This window comes from Frigoribacterium sp. CFBP9029, from assembly GCF_034045305.1.
Classification (GTDB): domain Bacteria; phylum Actinomycetota; class Actinomycetes; order Actinomycetales; family Microbacteriaceae; genus Frigoribacterium.
In genome coordinates this window covers 11,019-31,280 of sequence record NZ_JAXCWB010000011.1, presented here as the reverse complement: position 1 = coordinate 31,280, position 20,262 = coordinate 11,019, and the positions used below count along the sequence as shown (strand labels likewise).

At 69.1% G+C, this 20,262-nt stretch carries 21 protein-coding genes; 1 reads left to right on the top strand and 20 read right to left on the bottom strand.

Translation table 11 applies throughout. From position 1 onward, the window contains the following. Positions 1 to 28 precede the first annotated feature (28 nt). Entirely contained in the window at positions 29 to 829 is an 801-nt protein-coding gene (locus SOM11_RS13155; RefSeq protein ID WP_192058099.1) for a PP2C family protein-serine/threonine phosphatase, read from the bottom strand. Then, on the bottom strand, positions 826 to 1,332 hold the full coding sequence (locus SOM11_RS13150; RefSeq protein WP_320478310.1) for an FHA domain-containing protein: 507 nt from the start codon (positions 1,330 to 1,332) through the stop codon (positions 826 to 828). The genes SOM11_RS13155 and SOM11_RS13150 overlap by 4 nt, the downstream gene beginning before the upstream one ends. A 169-nt stretch (positions 1,333 to 1,501) precedes the next feature. Here SOM11_RS13150 and SOM11_RS13145 point away from each other — a divergent pair, with 169 nt between their 5' ends. Further along, entirely contained in the window at positions 1,502 to 2,062 is a 561-nt protein-coding gene (locus SOM11_RS13145) for a methylated-DNA--[protein]-cysteine S-methyltransferase (protein WP_192058103.1), read from the top strand. Here SOM11_RS13145 and SOM11_RS13140 read toward each other — a convergent pair. From SOM11_RS13140 to SOM11_RS13055, 18 genes are all read right to left on the bottom strand, one after another. Next, positions 2,032 to 2,817 (bottom strand): YaaA family protein, encoded by a 786-nt coding sequence (locus SOM11_RS13140; protein WP_320478309.1) that lies wholly within the window; start codon positions 2,815 to 2,817, stop codon positions 2,032 to 2,034. The genes SOM11_RS13145 and SOM11_RS13140 overlap by 31 nt on opposite strands. Positions 2,818 to 2,839: 22 nt before the next feature. Further along, positions 2,840 to 3,100, bottom strand: a complete 261-nt coding sequence (locus SOM11_RS13135) for a F0F1 ATP synthase subunit epsilon (protein WP_192058106.1) — start codon at positions 3,098 to 3,100, stop codon at positions 2,840 to 2,842. A 2-nt stretch (positions 3,101 to 3,102) separates the two neighbouring features. After that, complete coding sequence (gene atpD / locus SOM11_RS13130; RefSeq protein WP_192058108.1) at positions 3,103 to 4,563, bottom strand: F0F1 ATP synthase subunit beta; 1,461 nt, start codon at positions 4,561 to 4,563, stop codon at positions 3,103 to 3,105. Between the two features lie 39 nt (positions 4,564 to 4,602). Next, positions 4,603 to 5,502: a F0F1 ATP synthase subunit gamma gene (locus tag SOM11_RS13125; RefSeq protein WP_192058110.1), complete on the bottom strand. Its 900-nt coding sequence runs from the start codon at positions 5,500 to 5,502 to the stop codon at positions 4,603 to 4,605. A gap of 43 nt (positions 5,503 to 5,545) precedes the next feature. Beyond that, on the bottom strand, positions 5,546 to 7,183 hold the full coding sequence (atpA, locus tag SOM11_RS13120; RefSeq protein WP_320478308.1) for a F0F1 ATP synthase subunit alpha: 1,638 nt from the start codon (positions 7,181 to 7,183) through the stop codon (positions 5,546 to 5,548). 61 nt (positions 7,184 to 7,244) lie between these two features. Further along, entirely contained in the window at positions 7,245 to 8,039 is a 795-nt protein-coding gene (locus tag SOM11_RS13115; protein ID WP_192058113.1) for a F0F1 ATP synthase subunit delta, read from the bottom strand. Between the two features lie 2 nt (positions 8,040 to 8,041). Continuing rightward, a complete protein-coding gene (locus SOM11_RS13110; RefSeq protein WP_192058115.1) occupies positions 8,042 to 8,602 on the bottom strand; it encodes a F0F1 ATP synthase subunit B in 561 nt (186 codons plus the stop codon). Positions 8,603 to 8,622: 20 nt separating this feature from the next. Beyond that, positions 8,623 to 8,856 (bottom strand): ATP synthase F0 subunit C, encoded by a 234-nt coding sequence (gene atpE, locus SOM11_RS13105; protein ID WP_043594505.1) that lies wholly within the window; start codon positions 8,854 to 8,856, stop codon positions 8,623 to 8,625. A gap of 56 nt (positions 8,857 to 8,912) precedes the next feature. Further along, the gene (gene atpB, locus SOM11_RS13100) at positions 8,913 to 9,719 is read right to left on the bottom strand and encodes a F0F1 ATP synthase subunit A (RefSeq protein WP_192058118.1); all 807 of its coding nucleotides are present in this window, start codon (positions 9,717 to 9,719) and stop codon (positions 8,913 to 8,915) included. Between the two features lie 206 nt (positions 9,720 to 9,925). Next, positions 9,926 to 10,354: a hypothetical protein gene (locus SOM11_RS13095; protein WP_192058120.1), complete on the bottom strand. Its 429-nt coding sequence runs from the start codon at positions 10,352 to 10,354 to the stop codon at positions 9,926 to 9,928. Beyond that, complete coding sequence (locus SOM11_RS13090; protein WP_320478307.1) at positions 10,351 to 11,631, bottom strand: MraY family glycosyltransferase; 1,281 nt, start codon at positions 11,629 to 11,631, stop codon at positions 10,351 to 10,353. Before SOM11_RS13090 ends, SOM11_RS13095 begins: the two co-directional genes overlap by 4 nt. Beyond that, on the bottom strand, positions 11,628 to 12,305 hold the full coding sequence (locus SOM11_RS13085; protein ID WP_192058122.1) for an L-threonylcarbamoyladenylate synthase: 678 nt from the start codon (positions 12,303 to 12,305) through the stop codon (positions 11,628 to 11,630). The genes SOM11_RS13090 and SOM11_RS13085 overlap by 4 nt, the downstream gene beginning before the upstream one ends. A 38-nt stretch (positions 12,306 to 12,343) precedes the next feature. Further along, complete coding sequence (gene prmC / locus SOM11_RS13080; protein ID WP_414655466.1) at positions 12,344 to 13,234, bottom strand: peptide chain release factor N(5)-glutamine methyltransferase; 891 nt, start codon at positions 13,232 to 13,234, stop codon at positions 12,344 to 12,346. Then, positions 13,231 to 14,313 carry a peptide chain release factor 1 gene (prfA, locus tag SOM11_RS13075; RefSeq protein ID WP_192058124.1) on the bottom strand — a complete coding sequence of 361 codons (1,083 nt, stop codon included), beginning with the start codon at positions 14,311 to 14,313 and terminating at the stop codon, positions 13,231 to 13,233. The genes prmC and prfA overlap by 4 nt, the downstream gene beginning before the upstream one ends. A 2-nt stretch (positions 14,314 to 14,315) precedes the next feature. After that, positions 14,316 to 16,637: a transcription termination factor Rho gene (gene rho / locus SOM11_RS13070; protein ID WP_320478306.1), complete on the bottom strand. Its 2,322-nt coding sequence runs from the start codon at positions 16,635 to 16,637 to the stop codon at positions 14,316 to 14,318. Positions 16,638 to 16,892: 255 nt separating this feature from the next. Beyond that, complete coding sequence (gene thrB / locus SOM11_RS13065; RefSeq protein ID WP_320478305.1) at positions 16,893 to 17,846, bottom strand: homoserine kinase; 954 nt, start codon at positions 17,844 to 17,846, stop codon at positions 16,893 to 16,895. Then, positions 17,843 to 18,925: a threonine synthase gene (gene thrC / locus SOM11_RS13060; protein ID WP_192058130.1), complete on the bottom strand. Its 1,083-nt coding sequence runs from the start codon at positions 18,923 to 18,925 to the stop codon at positions 17,843 to 17,845. The genes thrB and thrC overlap by 4 nt, the downstream gene beginning before the upstream one ends. Then, positions 18,925 to 20,259, bottom strand: coding sequence for a homoserine dehydrogenase (locus SOM11_RS13055; RefSeq protein ID WP_192058133.1), 1,335 nt, complete (start codon positions 20,257 to 20,259; stop codon positions 18,925 to 18,927). The genes thrC and SOM11_RS13055 overlap by 1 nt, the downstream gene beginning before the upstream one ends. Between the last annotated feature and the right edge of the window lie 3 nt (positions 20,260 to 20,262).

Genomic DNA, 20,262 nt, shown 5'->3' with positions numbered 1-20,262 from the left:
ACCTCGACGCGGTGGACCGCGACCCGGGTCACTCGTCGGTCGCGCCGACGGCCTCGCTCGCGGCACGGACGTCGATGACCACCGCTGTGACGTTGTCGCGCCCACCGGCCTCGACGGCGGCATCGACGAGTGCGCCGGCCGCCGCGAGCGAATCGCTCACGTCGACCAGGATCTCCTCGATGCGCTGACCGGACAGCTCCTTCGTCAACCCGTCCGAGCAGGCGAGGAGGCGCAGGCCGGGTCGGGCGGGCACCCGCCAGTAGTCCGGCTCCTGGTCGGTGTCGAACCCGACGGCGCGGGTGATGACGTTGCTGTCGGGGTGGCCCTCGGCGTCCTCCGCCTTGAGCAGACCGGCGTTCACCATCTCCTGGACCACGGAGTGGTCGACGGTGACCTGGTGGAGCCGTCCCTCGTGCAGGAGGTACACGCGCGAGTCGCCGACGTTGAAGACGGTGAACTCGAAGCCCTCGTCGCCGTGCGTCAGCACGGCGCCCGTCGCGGTCGTCCCGACGCCGAGCTCGGTCTCCTCCGCCGCGACAGCGATGTCCGCCGTCGCACGGCGCAGCGCCTCCTCGACGTCGTCGGTCGAGGCCGTCGCGCCCTCGGACACCTCGAGCATGCGGCGCACGACGGCGTCGCTCGCCACGTCGCCGGCGCTGTGCCCGCCCATGCCGTCCGCGACGACGAAGAACGGCGACTCCGCGAGAAGACTGTCTTCGTTGTGGGCCCGCCTGCGCCCCACGTCGGTCGCACCGGCCCAGTCGAGGACGACCGAGTCGTCGCCGACGGTCACGGTGTGGGCGGTCGTCGGGCGGCCGAGCTCTGTCACGTGTGGGGTTCTTCCTGAGCGGTTGATCTGAGAGGGGCGACGATCTCGAGGGAGTTCCCGTCGCCTAGGTCAACTATCGTGCCTGGAACCGCCACGGTCGACTCGCCTTGCCGAAGTCTCACCGGAAGCCGCGCCGGCGACCTCACGGTCGTGCCGTTGGTCGACCGCAGATCGGTGACCACCACCACGTCGCCGTCCTGCCGGAACTCCACGTGACTGCCCGACACCTCGTGCGTCGGAGACGGGACGGACACCAGCCGGGGTGCGGCTCCGCGCACCACCCGGGGAGCCGTGGGGCGGCGGCCCACGATCACGGGTCCGTCCAGCCGGAAGACGCTGTCCCCGATCACGACGCCCGACAGGCGGCGTGGCGCCGGCGCCCGCGTCTCGGCACCGACCGCCGCGGACCCTCGACGGTCGGTGCGTCGGAGCACCGTGTCGTCGAGCCGGGACAGCACGGTGTCGTCGAGGCGCTCGCCCCGGTCGGGATCGTCGGATCGCACGCGGTCGTCCTTCCGTCGGGCAGCCGAGGAGGCGCGGGTCGCCTCGTCAGACACGCTAGCGCCGGTCGCGCCCCGGGTCGTCTCCTCCACCGACGCCGATCGACGCGATCCGTCCACACCCCCGCCCGCGTCCCGCCCCGCGAGCTCGTGCGCCTCCTACGGTGACGCCATGCCTGACCTCGTCCTCGTGCCTCCGCTCCCACCGGACGACGACCGCGTGGAGGACGACGTCGGCTTCGTCCGACTGGACAGCCCCATCGGCCGCATCGAGATCGTCACCCGGCACTTCGCCGTCGAACGCGTCGTCGTCGCCGGAACGGGGCCGCTCCCCCACGATCATCTCGACGAACGACCGGACGCTCTGCTGCATGCTGCCCGACGTCAGCTCGGCGACTACTTCACCGGTCACCGTCGGCGGTTCGATCTGCCGTTGCGGATGACCGGCACGATGTTCCAGCGCTCGATATGGTCGGCGCTGACGGACGTCACGTGGGGCGAGACGACGACCTACGGCCGCCTGGGCGGTGTGATCGGCAGCCCGCAGGCCGGTCGCGCCGTCGGCGGGGCCGTCGCGGCGAACCCCCTGCCCCTGCTGATCCCCTGCCATCGCGTCCTCGGGCGCACCGGCGGCGTCACGGGATACACGGTGGGGAGCGGAGTCGAGACGAAGCAGTGGCTGCTCCGTCATGAGGGGATCGTCTATCGGGAGGGCCCGGTGCCGGTCACCTGAACGGACTCCCGCTCGAGCAGCGTCTCGGCGACGAGCAGGGTCTCGTGGCCGGGTTCGACGACGATCTCGTTGTCTTGGCACCAGTCGAAGAAGTCGACGGCGGTCTCGAGCGTCGGTCGATTGGCGAGGAGCGCCGCCATGAGAAGCCCCTTCGACTTCTTGTTGAAGTGGTTCAGCGCCCGCCGACGACCGCCTGCGTCGGAGACGACCCGGATGTAGGTGGATCGGTCGCCCGCGGGCCCGAGCCCGACGTACCCCTCGGAGCGCAGGTCGACGACGAATTCGCCGGCGTCGTCGAGCACCTCCGAGACGGGTCGGCGCCAGGTCGATCGGAGCGACGCACCGGGCAGTCGGGAGTCGTGCGACAGCCGGTACGCGGGGATGAGATCGGTGGCACGCACCGGTCCGAAGAGCGCCGAGTGCACGAGGATGTGGCGGTGGGCCCATTGCCAGGCGGCCGGAGACAGGCGCGCGGCATCGAGAGGGTCGAACAGCACACCCGTGTATCGGCTCAGTGCGCGCATGGTCGGAGAGGTCTCGATCTCGCGATCGCGGACGACTTCGTGAAGCTGCCGGGGGCCGAGTTTGAGAGCGGAGAGGGCCGCGACGTCGTCGGATGCCAACAGCGACAGGCGCCCGATCACGTCACGACGCACGCCGGTCAGGCCGGGGTAGGCGAGGCCGTCGAGTTCGAGCCTGGACGCACTGCTGCCCCCGTCGAGTTTCGTCTCGGACGGGGGCAGCAGGAACAGCACGGTGTAGCGGAGGACGAACGGGTCAGACGAGCTGCGCGTTGCGCGCGACGACGGTGACCGTGTCGTTCTCGACGGACAGGAACCCGTCGTCGGCGGTGGCCTCGACGGTCGTGCCGTCGGACAACCGGACGCGCACCTGACCCGTGGCCAGGATGGCGAGGATGGGCTCGTGACCCGGGAGGATCCCGATCTCACCCTCGGCGGTGCGAGCGACGATCGACGACGCCTCGCCCGACCACACTTCGTGGTCGGCCGAGACGACGCTCACTGAGAGAGCAGCCACGATCAGCCGTTCTCCTTCTGGATCTGAGCCCACTTCTCTTCGACGTCGGAGATCGAGCCGACGTTGAAGAACGCCTGGGTCGCCACGTGGTCGAACTCGCCGTCGGCGATGGCCGTGAACGACTCGATGGTCTCTTTCAGAGGCACGGTGGAGCCTTCGACACCCGTGAACTTCTTCGCCATGTACGTGTTCTGCGAGAGGAACTGCTGGATGCGACGGGCGCGCGAGACGGTGATCTTGTCCTCTTCGGAGAGCTCGTCGACACCGAGGATCGCGATGATCTCCTGGAGCTCCTTGTTCTTCTGGAGGATCGCCTTCACGCGGATGGCCGTGTTGTAGTGAGCATCGCCCAGGTAGCGGGGGTCGAGGATGCGGCTGGTCGAGGTCAGCGGGTCGATCGCGGGGTACAGACCCTGCGATGCGATCTCACGGGAGAGCTCGGTCGTGGCGTCGAGGTGCGCGAAGGTCGTCGCCGGGGCCGGGTCGGTGTAGTCGTCCGCAGGCACGTAGATGGCCTGCAGCGACGTGATCGAGTGTCCACGGGTCGAGGTGATGCGCTCCTGGAGGACGCCCATCTCATCGGCGAGGTTCGGCTGGTAGCCCACGGCGGAGGGCATGCGACCGAGGAGGGTCGACACCTCGGAGCCGGCCTGCGTGAAGCGGAAGATGTTGTCGATGAAGAGCAGGACGTCCTGCTTCTGCACGTCGCGGAAGTACTCCGCCATCGTCAGCGCCGACAGGGCGACACGGAGGCGCGTTCCCGGCGGCTCGTCCATCTGGCCGAAGACGAGGGCCGTCTTGTCGAAGACACCCGCTTCTTCCATCTCGGCGATGAGGTCGTTGCCCTCGCGGGTCCGCTCACCGACACCGGCGAACACGGAGACTCCACCGTGGTCCTGTGCGACGCGCTGGATCATCTCCTGGATGAGGACGGTCTTGCCGACGCCGGCCCCACCGAAGAGGCCGATCTTCCCACCCTGGACGTACGGGGTCAGGAGGTCGATGGACTTGATGCCGGTCTCGAAGAGCTGCGTCTTCGACTCGAGCTGGTCGAAGGCCGGGGGCTTGCGGTGGATCGGCCAGCGCTCCGTGATCTCGATCTGCTCGTCGCCCTCGAGGTTCAGGATGTCGCCCGTGACGCTGAAGACCTTGCCCTTGGTGACGTCGCCGACGGGAACGGAGATGGGGCCGCCCGTGTCGGTGACGTCCTGGCCACGGACGAGACCGTCGGTGGGCTTCAGCGCGATGGCGCGGACGAGGTCGTCACCGAGGTGCTGCGCGACCTCGAGCGTCAGCTCGCTGGTCGTGTCGCCGATGGTGATCGTGGTCTTGAGCGCGTTGTAGACGCCCGGGATGGCGTCGTGCGGGAACTCGATGTCGACGACGGGGCCCGTGACCCGGGCGATTCGCCCGACGCCGGGAGCCGACTCGGTCGCGACCGGCGCGGTTGCGGTGTCAGTCATGGCTTCTCTCTCTTCGGATGATGAAACTGGGGTGCAGATCTACTTGGCCGAGCTGAGGGCGTCGGCGCCGCCCACGATCTCGGAGATCTGCTGCGTGATCTCGGCCTGTCGGGCGTTGTTCGCCAGACGGGTGAAGTCGCGGATGAGGGTGTCGGCGTTGTCGCTCGCCGCCTTCATGGCCTTCTGACGCGCCGCGTGCTCGGAAGCCGCGGACTGCAGCATGGCGTTGAAGATGCGGCTCTCGATGTAGACGGGCAGAAGCGCGTCCAGCACCTCCGTCGGATCCGGCTCGAAGTCGTAGAGCGGGAGCACCTCGTCGTCAGCAGGCTCTTCGATGCCCTCCACGACCTCCAGGGGAAGGAGCCGGACGACCTCGGGGACCTGGCTGACCATGTTCACGAAGCGGTTGTAGACGATGTGGATCTCGTCGACACCGCCCTCGGCCGCCTCGGTGAGGAACTTGCCGACGACCGCGTCGCCGATCTCCTTCGCCGTCGCGAACTCGGGCTGGTCGGTGTTGCCCGTCCAGATCTGCTCCGCATCGCGCTTGCGGAAGGCGAAATAGTTCTGAGCCTTCCGACCGACGATGTAGAAGACGACGTCCTTGCCCTGGCTGCGCAGCAGCTCGGCGAGCTGCTCGCTCTCCTTCAGCGTGTTCGAGCTGAACGCGCCGTTGAGACCACGGTCGGACGTGAAGACGACGATCGCAGCGCGCTCGATCGTCGCGGGCTCGGTGGTGAGGATGTGATCGACGTCCGAGAACGTCGCCACGGCCGACACCGCCCGCGTGATGGCCCGCGAATACGGACCCGAGGACTTCATCCGCGCCTGCGCCTTCTGGATGCGCGACGCGGAGATGAGCTCCATGGCGCGCGTGACCTTCTTGGTCGTCTGCGCCGAGCGGATCCTCTGTCGGTAGACCCTGAGTTGGGCTCCCATTGTTCTCCTGTTGTCTCGTCAGTCGTGATCGTCGAAGAGCGCGTCAGCGCTTCGTCTTGACGATCTTCTCCTGGTTGACGTCGTCGGCGTCGGTGGCCGTGAACTCTTCGCGCCCGACGGAGGCGAGGGGCTTGCCCTCACCCGTCTGGAACTCCTGCTTGAACGAGTCGATGCCCGAGTCGAGGGCCGAGACGATGTCGTCGCTCAGCACGTTCGTGTCGCGCAGCCTGCTCAGCACGTCGGTGTTGCGACCCATGTAGTCGAGCAGCTCGCGCTCGAACCGGAGGATGTCGGGGACGGGGACCTCGTCGAGCTTGCCGTTGGTACCGGCCCAGATCGAGACGACCTGCTCTTCGACGGGGTAGGGCGAGTACTGCGGCTGCTTGAGCAGCTCGGTCAGACGCGCGCCACGGGCGAGCTGGCGACGGCTGGCAGCGTCGAGGTCGGATGCGAACATCGCGAACGCCTCGAGCGACCGGTACTGCGCCAGTTCGAGCTTCAGCGTGCCCGAGACCTTCTTGATCGACTTGACCTGAGCGTCACCACCGACACGCGACACCGAGATGCCGACGTCGACGGCGGGGCGCTGGTTCGCGTTGAACAGGTCGGACTGCAGGAAGATCTGACCGTCGGTGATCGAGATCACGTTGGTCGGGATGTACGCCGACACATCGTTCGCCTTGGTCTCGATGATGGGCAGACCCGTCATCGAACCGGCACCCAGCTCGTCGGAGAGCTTCGCGCAACGCTCGAGCAGACGCGAGTGCAGGTAGAAGACGTCGCCGGGGTACGCCTCGCGGCCCGGCGGGCGACGCAGCAGGAGCGACACGGCGCGGTACGCCTCGGCCTGCTTCGACAGGTCGTCGAAGATGATGAGGACGTGCTTGCCGCTGTACATCCAGTGCTGACCGATGGCCGAGCCCGTGTACGGCGCCAGGTACTTGAAGCCGGCGGGGTCGGACGCGGGAGCGGCGACGATGGTCGTGTACTCCATGGCGCCGGCCTCTTCGAGCGCACCCTTGACGGAGGCGATCGTCGAGCCCTTCTGACCGATGGCCACGTAGATGCAGCGCACCTGCTTGGTCTCGTCGCCGGACTCCCAGTTCGCCTTCTGGTTGATGATGGTGTCGATGGCGATGGCGGTCTTGCCGGTCTGGCGGTCGCCGATGATCAGCTGACGCTGGCCGCGGCCGACGGGGATCATGGCGTCGATGGCCTTGATGCCGGTCTGCATGGGCTCGTGGACCGACTTGCGCTGCATGACGCCGGGAGCCTGGAGCTCGAGAGCACGACGACCCTCGGTCGCGATGTCGCCGAGTCCGTCGATCGGGGCGCCGAGCGGGTCGACGACGCGGCCGAGGTAACCATCACCGACGGGGACCGAGAGGACCTCTCCCGTGCGGGTGACCTCCATGCCCTCTTCGATGCCGGAGAACTCGCCGAGGACGATCGCGCCGATCTCGTCTTCGTCGAGGTTCTGGGCGAGGCCCTGGGTGCCGTCCGCGAAGCGGATGAGCTCGTTCGCCATGACGCCCGGGAGACCCTCGACGTGCGCGATGCCGTCGGCGGCGTCCGTGACGTGGCCGACCTCCGTGGTGGAGGCCTTCGACGGGTCGTACGACGAGACGAAGTCCTTCAGCGCGTCGCGAATCTCATCGGGGCTGATCTTGATGTCTGCCATTGTGATTCCTATTCGTAGCGAGGCTTCAGGAGGCCTCGAGTCTGTGTGGGGGAGGTCGCGTCTAACCGGCGAGCTGGAGTCGGAGGAGACTCAGCTTCGTAGCGACGGTCCCGTCGATGACCTCGTCGCCGACCTGCACACGCAGACCGCCGATGATGGCCGGGTCGATGACCTGGTTGATGCGGAGATTACGCCCGAACTGGCGCGCGAGCCCCGCCTCGAGACGAGCGACGTGCGACGAGTCGAGCCGGGTCGCACTCGTCACGGTGGCCACGAGCTGGTCGGACTGGTCGGCGACGATGTCGGCGGCCGTGCGGAGCAGCTCGCCGATGCGCCGACCGCGAGGCTGGCGCACGAGGTGCGACACGATGGCGAGCGTCTGAGGACTCGCCTTGTCGCCCAGCAGACGCTGGACGAGGCCCGCCTTCGACGACGCGTCGCTGAGCTTGGTTCCGATGGCCAGCTCGAGCTGAGCGTCGGATCGGACGACGGCGTCGAACGCGAAGAGCTCGTTCTCGATGCCGCTGTCGCCGGGGGCGCTGAGTGCGATCACCCGGAACCCGAGTTCTTCGATGCCGGCGAGCAGATCGCGGGACGACGACCACCGGCTGCCGACGACCGACACGAGCAGGGCCCTTGCCGCCTCGGAGAACGAGCCGAAGAGCCGGTCCACGAGCTGCTTCTTGACGACGACGTCTGTCGACGGATCGGCGAAGTAGGCCTGCAGCTGCACCGAGCCGCCGATGACCCGGCCAGCGTCGAGCAGCTGCTCGCCGGTGGCCAGGTCGGCCGCCCCACCCAGATCGGAGAGGACGGACCGTGCCGACCCGAGGGCCTCTCGGGACATGGAACCCATCGTCAGCTGCCCGCCTTAGCGTTCTGGTCGGCTTCGAGGTCGGCCAGGAAGCGGTCGACGACTGCCGACGCCTTGGCGTCGTCGTTGAGCGACTCGCCGATGACACCCGACGCGAGGTCGATCGCGAGCGATCCGACCTCGGCCCGGAGGGAGGCCACGGCGGCCTGGCGCTCGGCCTCGATCTGGGCGTGTGCAGATGCTGTGATGCGATCGGCGTCGGCCTGAGCCTGCTGCTTGATCTCGGCGAGGATCTCGTTGCCCTCGGCACGCGCCGCCTCACGGATGCGCGCAGCCTCGGCCCGAGCGTCCGCGAGCTGCTTCTTGTACTCGTCGAGGGCCACGGCGGCCTCGGCCTGAGCGGCCTCGGCGTGCTTGATGCCACCCTCGATCTTCTCGGCGCGCTCGTCGAGGATCTTGCGGAACCTGGGGATCGCGAAGATCCCGAAGAACGCAGCGATGACCACGAAGACGACGAGGGACCAGAGGATGTCGTAATCGGCGGGGAAGAAGATGGCAGCCCCTTCGGGCGCGCCGCCTTCGGCCGCGAGGATCGTCTCGATCATCGGTGTGTCGTCCTAACTGATCAGGAGAAGATGAAGCCGGCGGCGAGGCCGATGAAGCCCAGCAGCTCGGTGAATGCGATACCCAGGAACATGGTGACCTGGAGGCGGCCGGCGAGCTCGGGCTGACGAGCCATGGCTTCGACGGTCTTGCCCGCGACGATGCCGATACCGATACCGGGGCCGATCGCAGCGAGGCCGTAGCCGACGGTCGCGATGTTGCCGTTGATCTCAGCGAGGATCGTGGTGGTGTCCACTTGTGTTTCCTTCCGGTTGGGCGGTGTCCGTCGGTCGACGGACGCCGTCGTCGTTCTTAGTGTTCTTTCGCCGCAGCCTGTTGGATGTAGACCGAGGCGAGGAGTGTGAAGACGTAGGCCTGCAGGATCGCGACGGCCATCTCGACGATGGTCATCACGAAGCCGCCGATGAGGGTCAGGGCGCCGAAGGCCATGAACCCGCCGCTCATGCTGAAGAAGAAGAAGTGCGTCGCCGCGAAGCAGAGCACCAGCAGGAGGTGTCCGACCATCATGTTCAACAGGAGTCGGAGGGCGAGCGAGATCGGACGCACGATGAAGATGTTGATGAACTCGATCGGCGTCAGCAGGATGTACATCGGCCACGGGACACCGGGCGGGAAGAGCGCGTTGCGGAAGAACGTGCCCGTACCCGCCTCGCGGATGCCGGCGTAGATGAACATGATGTACGCGACGACGGCCAGCAGCAGCGGCATGGCGACGACGGACGTGCCGGCGATGTTGAGCCCCGGGATGATGCCGGTGATGTTCATGGCGAAGATGCCGAAGAACATCGCGGCCAGGATCGGCAGGTACTTGCGACCGAGTCGTTCGCCGAGGATCTCCTCGACGATCTGGATGCGGACGAAGTCGAGGCCCAGTTCGGCGATGCTCTGCCCACGGGACGGGATGAGCCGGCCCTTGCGGAGAGCCAGCCAGAACAGCAGCAGCATGACGGCGATCGCGAAGAGGCGGACCAGCATGATGCGGTTCAGTTCGAAGGGCGTGCCCTCGAAGAAGATGGCGGGCGGGAAGAACTCGTCAAGAGTCGGGGCGTGGAATCCCCCGTCTCCGTGGCCGGCATCGGCGGCGGAGAGCAGGTTCACAGCGTTCGCTATCAGCGCTATCTCCTGTGTCGGGGCGAGCACCCTGAAGTGTCGCGACGATTGGTGGGTTTGTCATCCGATGACCCGCAGAGAATCGCGGCCGGGGAACGGAGATAACCCTACCAAGGTATGGACCGCAGAGACGAATCGGCTGAGCTTATTTCACCCGCTGCAGTGTTCGCTGGCAGGTCTGCAAGGGTCTGCTGTCAGTCGCGTGGCGCCGGGGGCAGCGACGCGTCGCTCACGTGCGACAGACGCCCTCTCACGACCACCAGGGCGTCGATCGCGAGCGTCCCGATGATCGAGACGACGAGCGACAGGAACAGCACCACGTCGTCCACGAACGGCTGATCGCGCACGAGCACGAGGAGGACGATGAAGATGACGAGCTTGAGGAGCCACGCGCCCATCACGATGCCGAAGAAGGCGGCGAGCTCGAAGCGGATCGCCACGAGCATGCTGGCGGCCGTGATGCCCGCGAAGAGCACGGCGAGGGCTGTTCCGAGCAGGGCGCTGTACAGGCCGTCGGTGCCGGCGGCGAGGTAACCCGCGCCTCCTCCGACGACGGCGATGACGAGGGCCAGCACGGCCGTGTAGCGCAGCACCTGCACGAAGATCGATCGGGCGTCGTTCATGGTCGTTCCTTCGGGGGTGAGAGTTCCGGGACGGCGGCCTGTGCGGCCGTGTCGGTGTCGGCGGGGTCGAGCGCGGAGGCCGCTTCGTCGAGCGGGTCGAAGCGACCGGATGCGCTGACCTCGAGATCGTCACGCGGGGTCGTCTGGACGGCCATCTCGACGCGCTTGCGTCGGCTGAGCGGCGCGAGCGTCGCGGCGGTGCAGGCCACGAGCCCGACGCAGAGGAACACGATGACGAAGTACGTGGGCTTGACGAAGAGGAACATCAGGCAGCCGACGGCGACGACGACCGTCCAGGCGTAGAAGATCAGGACGGCCTGGAAATGCGAGTGGCCCATGTCGAGGAGGCGGTGGTGCAGATGCTTCCGATCGGCGCTGAAGGGAGACTTGCCGGCGCTCACCCGGCGGAGGACCGCGAGCCCGAAGTCGAGCAGCGGCACGATGAGGATGGCGAACGGGAGCAGGATCGGGATGAAGGCCGGCAGGAGCGCCGTCCGTGAGATCTGCGCCGGGTCGATCTGACCCGTCACCGAGATGGCGCTCGTCGCCATGAGGAGCCCCGTCAGCAGGGCGCCCGCGTCGCCCATGAAGAGTCGGGCGGGGTGCCAGTTCAGCGGCAGGAAGCCGAGGCAGGCGCCGATCAGCACGGCGGAGATCAGCGCCGCCAGGTTGAAGTACTCGGTCTGACCGATGGTGATCGAGATGACGAAGCTGTAGACGAAGAACACGCCGTTGGCGACGATGGCCACCCCGGCGACCAGACCGTCGAGTCCGTCGATGAAGTTGACGGCGTTCATCACGAGCACCACCGCGAGGATGGTGAGGATGAGCGACATGTAGGGCGAGCCGATGGCCAGGCTGCCGCCGAGGGGAAGCGAGACCAGCTGGACGCCCTGCCAGGCCAGGACCCCCGCTGCGATGATCTGCCCGGCGAGCTTCGTCATCCAGTCGAGGTCGTAGAGGTCGTCGACCACGCCGATGACGACGATGATCGTCGCCGCCGCGATGATCGCCAGCGGCGGACCGGCGTCGGCGAACACGAGGCGGAAGTAGTCGACACCGGAGATGAGCGGGAAGATCAGCCAGGCGGAGAGCAGCGCCACGACCACGCCGGCGTACATCGCGACGCCGCCGAGTCGAGGGGTCGGCGTCTTGTGGACGTCGCGTTCGCGGATGGTGGGATAGATCTTGTACTTGAGGCCGACCCGCCAGGCCACCACCGACATGACGAAGCTGACCGCCGCCGCGATGGCCATCGCGAGCAGGTAGTACCTCACGCGATCGCGTCGACTCCGACGACGCGCGTGATCTCGGTGTCGGCGAGCACGCCGTGCCGGACGATCCGGAGGACGCCGTCTTCGGCGGCGGTCGCATCGACGATCGTCGAGCCGGTGTTCGCCCCCGGGCGCCGCTCGTAGTCCGATCCGACGGTGGCGGCGTCGAGGTAGACGGAGACCGAGTCGCCGAGCATGTCGCGGGCATCGGCCGCCGTCGTCGCCGCGGGCCGACCCGTGAGGTTCGCGCTCGAGACGGCCAGCGGGCCGGTCTCTTCGAGCAGCTCGAGGGCCAGCGGGTGACTCGGCATGCGCAGGGCGACGGTGCCTCGGGTCTCGCCGAGGTCCCAGGTGAGGGAGGGCTGCGCGCGGAAGATGACCGTCAGCGGCCCGGGCCAGAACTCGTCGAGCAGCGGCCGCACGACGTCGGGGACGGACTCGGTGAGGGCCGCGAGCGTGTCGAGCCCCTTGATCAGCACGGGCGGCGGCGACTGACGCCCGCGACCCTTCGCGTCGAGCAGGCGCTGGACCGCGGCGGGGTCGAACGCGTCGGCGCCGACGCCGTAGACCGTGTCGGTGGGCAGGACGACGAGCTCACCGCGCCCGATGGCGGCGCGCGCGAAGCGCATGCCGGCGAGCAGTTCGGAGTCGACGGAGCAGTCGTAGAGAGAGGCCATGACCTGTCGATAGTAGTGCGACGGACCGCAGAGCCCGCTCAGCGCACCGCCGTGGTCGCGCGGTCGCGCCCCGTGAGGTCGGTCGTGGTGGTGGCCCCGCGCCATCCGTCGGCCTGCAGGATCGCCCGGATCGCGCCTCCTTGGAGTTCGCCGTGCTCGATCACGAGGACTCCCCCGGGTCGCAGCAGGCGACGTGCCGTGAGCGAGAGCGAGCGGACCACGACGAGCCCGTCGTCGCCCCCGTAGAGCGCGAGCGCCGGATCGTGCAGGCGCACCTCGGGGTCGCGCGGGATCATGCCGAGCGGCACATAGGGCGGGTTGGAGACCACGACGTCGACCGAGCCGTCGAGCTCGGGCAGCGCGTCGGCGAGATCCCCCTCCACGAGTCGGATGTTCTCGGCGCCGACGGAGGCGATGTTGCGGCGGGTCCAGACGGCTGCCTCGGGCGACAGCTCGACCGCCGAGACGAGGGAGTGCGGCACCTCGGTGGCGAGCGCGAGAGCGAGCGCCCCGCTGCCGGTGCCGAGATCGACGGCGATCGGCTGGGGGGACGCGACCGCGCGGAGCGCGTCGATGGCGATCTGCGCGACGCCCTCCGTCTCGGGGCGGGGAACGAACACGCCGGGCCCGACCGCGAGGGTCATCCCCCGGAACGCGGCGGTGCCCGTGATGTGCTGCAGGGGCTCGCGGGAGGCGCGGCGCCCGACGAGCGCGGCGAGTGCGTCGACGACGTCCTCCGCCAGGGGCGCCCGTGTCACCGCCTTGGCCCGGACGACCCCGCGACCCAGATCCATGACGTGAGCGACGAGCAGCTCGGCGTCGACGGCGGGGCTCGGGACACCCGCCGCCGTGAGGACCGTCTCGGCGGCCGCCAGGGCCGCGTCGACGGTGCTCACGGTCGCGAAGGCGCCCGAGACGGTGTCGCTCACGACGCGGTGTCGCCGATCTCGGCCAGTCGGGCCTCCTCGTCGGCCTGGATGCACGAGTCGACGACCGCCCCGAGAGCGCCGTCCATGACGGCGTCGAGGTTGTAGGCCTTGTACCCGGTGCGGTGATCGGCGATGCGGTTCTCGGGGAAGTTGTAGGTGCGGATCCGCTCGGAGCGGTCCATCCCCCGGATCTGGCTCTTGCGGGCGTCGGAGGCGATCGCCGCCTGCTCCTCCTGCTGGCGCGCCAGGATGCGGGCCCGGAGGACGCGCATGCCGGCCTCGCGGTTCTGCAGCTGGCTCTTCTCGTTCTGCATCGCCACGACGATGCCCGTCGGCAGGTGGGTGATGCGGACGGCGGAGTCGGTCGTGTTGACCGACTGCCCGCCGGGGCCGCTCGAGCGGTACACGTCGATCTTGAGGTCGTTCTGGTTGATGTCGACCTCTTCGGGCGCATCGACCTCGGGGAACACGAGGACACCCGTGGTCGACGTGTGGATGCGGCCCTGAGACTCGGTGGCCGGCACGCGCTGGACGCGGTGCACGCCGCCTTCGTACTTCAGGTGCGCCCACACGCCCTGCGAGGGGTCGCTCGCGTTCGACTTGATCGCGATCTGCACGTTCTTGTAGCCGCCCAGGTCGGAGTCGTCGCTCTGGATCATCTCGGTCTTCCAACCGCGCGATTCGGCGAAGTGCAGGTACATGCGCAGGAGGTCGGCGGCGAACAGAGCGCTCTCCGCGCCTCCTTCGCCGCCCTTGATCTCCATGATCACGTCGCGACCGTCGTCGGGGTCGCGAGGGATCAGGAGGCGCCTCAAGCGCTCTTGAGCCTCGTCGAGCCCCTGCTCGAGGGCCGGCACCTCGTCCGCGAAGGCGGCGTCCTCTTTGGCGAGCTCGCGCGCCGCCTCGAGGTCGTCGCCGGCCTGCTGCCAGGCCGTGTGCGCCGCCACGATCCGACTGAGCTCGGCGTAGCGCCGGTTGATCTTCTTGGCCCGCGCCGCATCGGCGTGGACGGCGGGATCACTGAGCTGGGTCTGCAGAGCGTCGTGCTCGGCCAGCAGCACCGCCACCGACTCGAACACTGTTAGTGCTCCTTGTGGCCGTTGTCGTGGCCGTTCGCCGGGACCGACTTCTGGACCTGCACGAGGAACTCGACGTTGCTCTGCGTCTCGCGGAGGTTGCCGAGCACGATCTCGAGGGCCTTCTGCTGGTCGAGACCGGCGAGGGCGCGGCGCAGACGCCAGGTGATCTTGACCTCCTCGGGGCTGAGGAGCATCTCTTCACGGCGGGTGCCGGACGCGTTGACGTCGACGGCCGGGAAGATGCGCTTGTCGGCCAGGTGACGCGACAGGCGGAGCTCCATGTTGCCGGTGCCCTTGAACTCCTCGAAGATCACCTCGTCCATCTTGGAACCGGTCTCGACGAGCGCGGTCGCGAGGATGGTGAGCGAGCCGCCGTTCTCGATGTTGCGAGCGGCACCGAAGAAGCGCTTCGGCGGGTAGAGGGCCGACGAGTCGACGCCGCCCGAGAGAACGCGACCAGAGGCCGGGGCCGACAGGTTGTAGGCACGACCCAGACGCGTGATCGAGTCGAGGAGCACGACCACGTCGTGACCCAGCTCGACGAGGCGCTTGGCACGCTCGATGGCCAGCTCGGCGACCGTCGTGTGGTCTTCGGCGGGTCGGTCGAACGTCGACGCGATGACCTCGCCCTTGACCGTCCGCTGCATGTCGGTGACCTCTTCGGGGCGCTCGTCGACGAGCACGACCATGAGGTGGACCTCGGGGTTGTTCTTCGCGATCGAGTTGGCGATCGCCTGCAGCACGAGCGTCTTGCCGGCCTTGGGCGGCGAGACGATCAGACCGCGCTGACCCTTGCCGATGGGCGCGACGAGGTCGATGATGCGCGTCGACAGCTTCTGCGGCTCGGTCTCGAGACGGAGGCGCTCCTGCGGGTAGAGCGGCGTCAGCTTGTTGAACTCGACGCGCTTGGCGGCCTCCTCGACGGGCTGGCCGTTGATCGAGTCGATGCGCACGATGGCGTTGTACTTCTGACGGCCCTGACCCTGCTCGCCCTCACGGGGCTGGCGGATGGCGCCGACGACCGCGTCGCCCTTGCGGAGGAAGTACTTCTTGACCTGACCGAGCGACACGTAGACGTCGCTGGCGCCGGGCAGGTAGCCCGTCGTGCGGACGAACGCGTAGTTCTCGAGGACGTCGAGGATGCCCGCGACGGGGATCAGGACGTCGTCCTCGGTGATCTCGGGCTCGAACTCGTCGTTCTGCGTGGCGCCGCGACCGCGCTTGCGATCACGCTGACGACCACGGCCCTGACGGCCGCCCTCGTCGTTCTGCTGGCCGTTGCCCTGGGGCCCGTTGCCCTGAGCGCCCGCGGACTGCTGGTCGCCCCGTGCACCGTCGTTCTTGTCGGCGCCGTTCTGCTTGGGCTGCTCGTCGACGCGAGGGGCGTCGGCCTGGCCGTTCTGGCCGTTCTGCTGACCACCCTGAGCGTTCTGACCGTTCTGCTGGCCGTTCTGGCCGTTCTTCCGGTCGCCGCGGTTGCGGTTGCGGCTGCGACGCCCGCCGCCCTGCTGACCGTTCTGCTGGTCGCCGCCCTGCTCGTCGGAGCCCTGCTGCTCGGCACCGCTCTGCTGCTCGGCGCCGTCCGTGACGCCCTGCGCGGCGGTGCCGGCCTCGGGGGCGCTGCCGGGAGCCTGCGCTGCGTCGTCCTGCTGGGGGGCCTGCGCGGCGGCCACGCTGGCGTCGGTCGCGCGACGCGAGCCGCGGCGGCTGCGCGTGGGGCGCTCGGCGGGGGTCTCGTCGGCTGCGACGGCGGGCGCCGCGCTCGACTCGGCGGTGGTCGCCGCGGCTGCGGTCGCGGACGATGCCTGGTCGGCGCCCGAGACGGCGGGGGCGGTCTCGACGGGAGCCTCGGTGCTCTCGACGATCGGCTCGGTGCCGGTCTCGGTGGCGTTCACGTGGTCGACGGCCCCGCGCTGAGCGGGGGCGCCGGCGGCTGACGACGCACGACGCGAACCGCGACGCTTGGCGGCGGGTGCCTGAGCGGCCGGAGCCTCGACGGCGACGGACGACGGAGCCTCGACGGCGGGCGCCTCGGCGGCGGGTGCCACGTCGAGGGTCGGCTGAGCCGCCTCGGTCGTGGGGTCGACGGTGTCGATGCTCTCGGCGGCCGCGGGGATCTCGGTCTCGCTGACGGCGGGGGCCTCGACGGTGCCGGTCGAGGCGCTGGCCTCGGTCGCGGCGATGGCGGCCACGAGGTCGCCCTTGCGGAGCTTGGAGAGACCGCTGATGCCGAGCGACGAGGCGAGTGCCTGCAGCTGGGGCAGGCGCATGGCGCCGAGCTCGGTGGTGCGGTCGGTGGACGCGGAGTTGCTGACGTCGGTCACTGGATGGTTTCCTTTCGCTCCCCCGCTCGGAACGGCGGGGCAGAGCTGCTCACACCCCGCTGCCTCTCGCCTGCGCAGAATCGCTGCAGGAGAGGATCTCGGAGGTGCGGTGCACGACTGCCGGATCGGCAGGCGGACACTGCTAGATGTGCACTACGGGATGGTTGCGACCCGGGGACTCGAAGACGTGGAACCCCATGCGGCCCGAATCGGATCGCATCGACCCGAGGTCGATGGGAGGAGGTTCGAACGGTGCTAGATGCCCAGGAAATCTGAGTTTTCTACCGGGTGCGCTACGACTGTAGCACCTTTGAGATCGACGGCCAGCATCAACGCGCGCCACTCGGACACGCCGTGCTCGGCCACCAGATCACTGGCGAACAGGCGCTGGGCCGGGTCGCTGCCGAGCACGAGGAGGGACGGCCCGGCGCCGGACACGACGGCCGCCAGCCCCGCGTCGCGGAGCAGACGGATGAGGGCGTCGGTCTCGGGCATGGCGCTCGCCCGGTAGCTCTGGTGGAGGCGGTCTTCGGTGGCGGCGTGCAGGAGCTCCGGGCTCTGCACGAGGGCCGCGACGAGCAGGGCCGACCGGGAGACGTTGAAGGTGGCGTCCTCGTGGGGCACCGAGGCGGGCTGCAGACTGCGCGCGAGCTTCGTCGAGAGAGTGGTCTCGGGCACGAACACGACCGGCGAGACGCCTCGATGCACCAGGAGTCGCTTGTGAGCGGGGCCCGTCGACGTCGTCCACGCGATCGTGAGACCACCGAAGAGGGCGGGCGCGACGTTGTCGGGATGCCCCTCGAGCTCGGCCGCCAACGCGAGGAGGTCGGACGACGAGAACTCGACCTCGCCCTCGAGGAGGCCCTTCGCCGCCATGATGCCGGCCACGATGGCTGCGGCGGACGACCCGAGCCCCCGGCCGTGCGGGATGACGTTGCGGGCGTCGAGTCGGAGACCCGGCAGGTCGCGCCCGACGGACGCGTAGGTCGCCGCGATCGCGCGGACGACCAGGTGCGAGGCGTCGGTCGGGACCTCGCCCGCGCCCACTCCGGTCACCCTGACATCGACTCCGCTGCCGGCGGTCGTCGTGACGATCAGCTCGTCGTAGAGCGACAGCGCCAGCCCGAGGGTGTCGAAGCCGGGGCCGAGGTTGGCCGACGTCGCCGGCACCCTGACGAGGACCGACCTCTCGGCCGGGGCGGAGCTCATGCAGAGGCCGGGACGAGCCCGAGCACCTCGGCCACACGGGCCGTGTCGCTCGCGACGACCGTCGGCTCGACGGTCGACCCGTCGGCCCGACGGAGGGCCCACTGCGGATCTTTCAGCCCGTGACCGGTGACCGTGAGCACGACCGTCGACCCCGCCGGGACGACCCCGGCGTCGGCGCGCTCGAGCAGACCGGCGACGCTGATAGCCGAGGCGGGCTCGACGAAGACGCCGACCTCGGCGCTGAGGATCTTCTGGGCCGCGAGGATGCCCTCGTCGGTGATCGCCCCGAACCAGCCGTTCGTGAGGTCGCGCGCCTCGAGCGCCAGCTGCCAGGAGGCGGGGTTGCCGATGCGGATCGCGCTCGCGATCGTCTCGGGCGACCTGACGACCTCGCCGGCGACGATCGGCGCGGAGCCCGCGGCCTGGAAGCCGAACATGCGCGGCAGACGCGTGGCGCGACCCGCCTCGAGGTCTTCACGGTAGCCGCGCGTGTACGCGGTGTAGTTGCCGGCGTTGCCGACGGGGATGAAGTGGAAGTCGGGTGCGTCGCCCAGCACGTCGACGACCTCGAAGGCCGCGGTCTTCTGGCCTTCGATGCGGTCGTTGTTGACCGAGTTCACCAGGTGCACGGGGTAGTTCTCGGCGAGATCGCGGGCGATGTCGAGGCAGTCGTCGAAGTTGCCCTGGATCTGCAGCAGCTGACCGTCGTGCGCGACGGCCTGGCTCAGCTTGCCCATGGCGATCTTGCCCTCGGGCACCAGCACGGCCGCCGTGATGCCGGCGTGCGCCGCGTAAGCGGCGGCCGACGCCGACGTGTTGCCGGTCGAGGCGCAGATGACGGCCTTGGCGCCGTGCTCGACAGCCTTCGAGATGGCCATGGTCATGCCGCGGTCTTTGAACGAGCCCGTGGGGTTCATGCCCTCGTACTTGACGTAGACCTTCGCGCCCGTGCGGTGCGACAGCGCGGGGGCCGGGATGAGCGGAGTGCCGCCCTCGCCCAGGGTCACGATCGGGGTGGACTCGCTGATGTCGAGACGGTCGGCGTATTCGCGCAGGACACCCTGCCACTGGTGGGCCATCAGGCTCCTTCGACTCTCAGGACGCTCGTGACGGTGTTCACGACCGGTGATTCCTCCAAGGCCTCGACCGTCGCGGCGAGAGAGGACTCGAGCGCACGGTGCGTGCCGATGATCAGAGTAGCGGTGGCCGGGGTGTCGTCGTCGCCGGGTGCCGCCTCCGGCCGGACTCCCCCGGTCTGCTCCACGCTGTGGACGCTGACCCCGTGCTGACTGAGCACGCCGGCGACCTCGGCGAGCACACCGGGCTGGTCGGCCACGTCGAGTGTGATCTGGTAGCGCGTGGTCACGTGGCCGATGGGCAGCACCCGGAGGTTCGCGTGGGTGGACTCGGCGACGCCCGGGCCGCCGATGACGTGGCGGCGAGCGGCCGACACGAGGTCGCCCAGCACGGCCGACGCCGTCTCGACGCCGCCGGCGCCCGCACCGTAGAACATGAGGTCTCCGGCGGCCTCGGCCTCGACGAAGACGGCGTTCTTCGCGCCGTGCACCGCGGCGAGCGGGTGCCCGAGCGGCACGAGCGCGGGATAGACGCGCGCGCTGACACCCTCGACCCCGTCGGTGTCGACGAGACGCTCGCAGATCGCCAGGATCTTCACGACGTAGCCGGCCTTGCGCGCGGCGACGACCTGCTCGTGGGTGACGCGCGTGATGCCCTCGCGGTGCACGGCATCGAGCGGCACCGTCGTGTGGAACGCGAGGCTGGCGAGGATGGCGGCCTTCTGCGCCGCGTCGTAGCCCTCGATGTCGGCGGTGGGGTCCGCCTCCGCGTAGCCGAGCTCGGTGGCCGTGGCGAGAGCGGCCTCGAGCGTGTCGCCGTCGGTGTCCATGCGGTCGAGGATGAAGTTCGTCGTGCCGTTGACGATGCCCATGATCCGCACGATCCGGTCGCCGGCCAGGCTGTCGCGGAGGGGTCGGATGATCGGGATGGCACCCGCCACGGCCGCCTCGTAGTACAGCTGCGCGCCGACCTGCTCGGCCGCCTCGAAGAGCTCCGGGCCGTGACTCGCCAGCAGCGCCTTGTTGCCCGTCACGACGTCGGCGCCCGAGCCGAGCGCCTTGAGGATGTGGGTCCGCGCCGGCTCGATGCCCCCCATGAGCTCGACGACGATGTCGGCGCCGAGGATCAGCGAGTCGATGTCGGTGGTCAGCAGCTCCCGCGGCAGATCGACGTCGCGGCGGGCGTCGACGTCGCGCACGCCGATGCCGACGAGCTCGAGCCCCGCACCCGCGCGCCCGGCGAGGTCGTCCGCCTGCTCGAGGAGCAACCGGGCCACCTGGGACCCCACCGAGCCGGCTCCCAGCAGGGCGACCCTCACGTTGCGGTATTCGATCATGGC

Excerpts from the sequence above, each read along its gene's own strand:
- SOM11_RS13145 (WP_192058103.1), top strand. The coding sequence starts at position 1,502 with ATGCCTGACCTCGTCCTCGTGCCTCCGCTCCCACCGGACGACGACCGC.
- atpD (WP_192058108.1), bottom strand. The coding sequence starts at position 4,563 with ATGACTGACACCGCAACCGCGCCGGTCGCGACCGAGTCGGCTCCCGGC.
- SOM11_RS13125 (WP_192058110.1), bottom strand. The coding sequence starts at position 5,502 with ATGGGAGCCCAACTCAGGGTCTACCGACAGAGGATCCGCTCGGCGCAG.
- atpA (WP_320478308.1), bottom strand. The coding sequence starts at position 7,183 with ATGGCAGACATCAAGATCAGCCCCGATGAGATTCGCGACGCGCTGAAG.
- SOM11_RS13115 (WP_192058113.1), bottom strand. The coding sequence starts at position 8,039 with ATGGGTTCCATGTCCCGAGAGGCCCTCGGGTCGGCACGGTCCGTCCTC.
- SOM11_RS13110 (WP_192058115.1), bottom strand. The coding sequence starts at position 8,602 with ATGATCGAGACGATCCTCGCGGCCGAAGGCGGCGCGCCCGAAGGGGCT.
- SOM11_RS13095 (WP_192058120.1), bottom strand. The coding sequence starts at position 10,354 with ATGAACGACGCCCGATCGATCTTCGTGCAGGTGCTGCGCTACACGGCC.
- SOM11_RS13085 (WP_192058122.1), bottom strand. The coding sequence starts at position 12,305 with ATGGCCTCTCTCTACGACTGCTCCGTCGACTCCGAACTGCTCGCCGGC.
- thrB (WP_320478305.1), bottom strand. The coding sequence starts at position 17,846 with ATGAGCTCCGCCCCGGCCGAGAGGTCGGTCCTCGTCAGGGTGCCGGCG.
- thrC (WP_192058130.1), bottom strand. The coding sequence starts at position 18,925 with ATGGCCCACCAGTGGCAGGGTGTCCTGCGCGAATACGCCGACCGTCTC.
- SOM11_RS13055 (WP_192058133.1), bottom strand. The coding sequence starts at position 20,259 with ATGATCGAATACCGCAACGTGAGGGTCGCCCTGCTGGGAGCCGGCTCG.